Source organism: Amaricoccus sp., assembly GCF_036846665.1.
In the GTDB taxonomy this organism is placed as follows: domain Bacteria; phylum Pseudomonadota; class Alphaproteobacteria; order Rhodobacterales; family Rhodobacteraceae; genus Amaricoccus.
This window is the reverse complement of sequence record NZ_DAIUBO010000404.1, coordinates 1-1,755: the sequence shown is the minus strand read 5'-3', so window position 1 is coordinate 1,755 and position 1,755 is coordinate 1. Positions and strand designations below refer to the sequence as shown.

Sequence of the window (1,755 nt, the reverse complement as noted above, 5' to 3'; positions counted from 1 at the left end):
CCTGCGCGATCGGGCGTTCACCGCCTCGGGGCTCGGCGGCTTCGAGGCCGGCTGGGTCACCTTCGGGACGCTCGAATGGAAGAGCGGCGCGAATGCGGGGCGGCGCACCGAGGTGCTGGGCCATGACGTGACGGACGGCATCGCCGTGCTGACACTCCTCGAGGCGCCGGTGCGGGCCATTGCGGAAGGCGATTCCTTCACCGTCCGCGCGGGCTGCGACAAGCGGATCGAGACCTGCGGCGCCAAGTTCGCCAACACCGCCAACTTCCGCGGTTTCCCGCACATCCCCGGCCAGGACACGATCCTCCGATACGCGACGAAGGACGGCGGCCACGACGGAGGCGTGCTGTGACGCCCGCGGATCCGGAGCGGGTCATCGTTGCGGCGCGCGGGTGGCTCGGGACGCCCTACCACGACCAGGCGAGCCTACGCGGTGTCGGTTGTGACTGCCTCGGGCTTCTTCGTGCTGCTCGGGGTCATAGCCGCGCCCGTGGCCGTAAAGATCAGCCCCTTGAGCAGCGCGGGCGCCTGCGCGCGGGTGTTGTTGGCGCGCTTTCGCGGGTTCTGCCGCAAGATGGAATGGACCTGATCCCACAGCTTCTGGTCGATGATGGGTTGATGCTCGCCGGGATAGGCCTTGCCCTTGTGAACCGCGTCGCCGCGATAGACGCGGTTCACCAGCACCCTGTAGAGGTATCCCTTGTCGACCAAGGTGCCCTGCTAGCTGCGGAGCCCTTTGTGGCGCAGTTCGCGGGCCAGCACGGTCGCTGAAGCGCGCGAGCAGCATGAGCGATCCGCAAAGCACCGCCTGCGCGCCGAAGCAGCCCATCAGCAGCGCCGTCGTGGCGCTCAGGTGCTGGTATTCCGGCTTCAGCGACAGCGCCTCGACCATGTGCGGCGCCAGCAGACACCAGCCGCCGAGGCCCAGAAAGACCAGCGCCTGTGCGGTCCTGAGCCTCTTGGCGGTGCGCCGGGCGCACCTGCGGCGGGTGATGTCGATGTCGATCATGTCAGGGGCCTTCCACTTACAACGCGCAGAAGCCCGATCGCGCGATCAACATGCTCCTCTTCGGTGTGCCAGGAGCTCACGCTCATCCGGAGCGCGGGGCGGCCCTGCCAAACCGTCGGCCCGAACCAGAGCCGCCCGGTGGCGATGGCCGCAGCATGAGCGGCGCGCGTGGCCTCGTCGCTCTCCAGCCGGAACAGCACCTGGTTCAGGTCGACGTCGTTCAGGATCTCGTAGCCCGCCCCCGACAGGCCGTCGGCCAGCCTGCGCGCGAAGGTGCAGTGGCGGTCGACCATCTCCGCGATGCCGTCCCGCCCGAGACTGCGCATCGTGGCCCAGATCGGGATGCCGCGCGCCCGGCGCGAGAACTCGATACCCAGATTCTTCTGGCTGTCGGCCGAGGACGTGGCATAGACCGCGTCGCTGTTCATGGCACCTGCCAGCGCCTCGCGGTCCCGGCAGACGGACATGGCGCCGTCATAGGGCGTGTTCAGCCACTTGTGCCCGTCCGTCGTCCAGCTGTCCGCGCCCTCGATGCCATCGGTCAGGTGCCGGCGCGTCTTGGACGCGCGCGCCCAGAGGCCAAAGGCGCCGTCGACATGAACCCATGCCCCGGCCGCCTTCGCCGCGGGGATGATCTCGGCGAAGGGATCGAACGAGCCCGTGTTCACCTCGCCCGCCTGAAGGCATAGGATCGCCGCGCCATCGAGCGGCGGAAGCCGTTCGGGATCGACCCGCCCCTGGTCGTC

General features: G+C 68.9%; 3 protein-coding genes and 1 pseudogene. 2 read left to right on the top strand and 2 right to left on the bottom strand.

Features of this window, described 5'->3' with window-relative positions:
* Both V7050_RS20875 and V7050_RS20870 read left to right on the top strand, forming a co-directional pair.
* On the top strand, positions 1–352 hold a 352-nt coding region (locus tag V7050_RS20875), incomplete at its 5' end, for a phage BR0599 family protein (protein WP_324411262.1).
* Positions 349–465 (top strand): annotated as a pseudogene (locus V7050_RS20870) (peptidase); the annotation flags it as partial. The gene V7050_RS20875 and the pseudogene V7050_RS20870, both read left to right, overlap by 4 nt.
* Here the strand turns inward: V7050_RS20870 and V7050_RS20865 are convergent.
* Positions 427–684 (bottom strand): recombinase family protein, encoded by a 258-nt coding sequence (locus V7050_RS20865; RefSeq protein ID WP_324375632.1) that lies wholly within the window; start codon positions 682–684, stop codon positions 427–429. The pseudogene V7050_RS20870 and the gene V7050_RS20865 overlap by 39 nt on opposite strands.
* A gap of 321 nt (positions 685–1,005) precedes the next feature.
* Positions 1,006–1,755, bottom strand: a 750-nt coding sequence (locus V7050_RS20860; RefSeq protein ID WP_324411261.1) for a pyridoxal phosphate-dependent decarboxylase family protein, incomplete at its 5' end; no start/stop codon positions are given.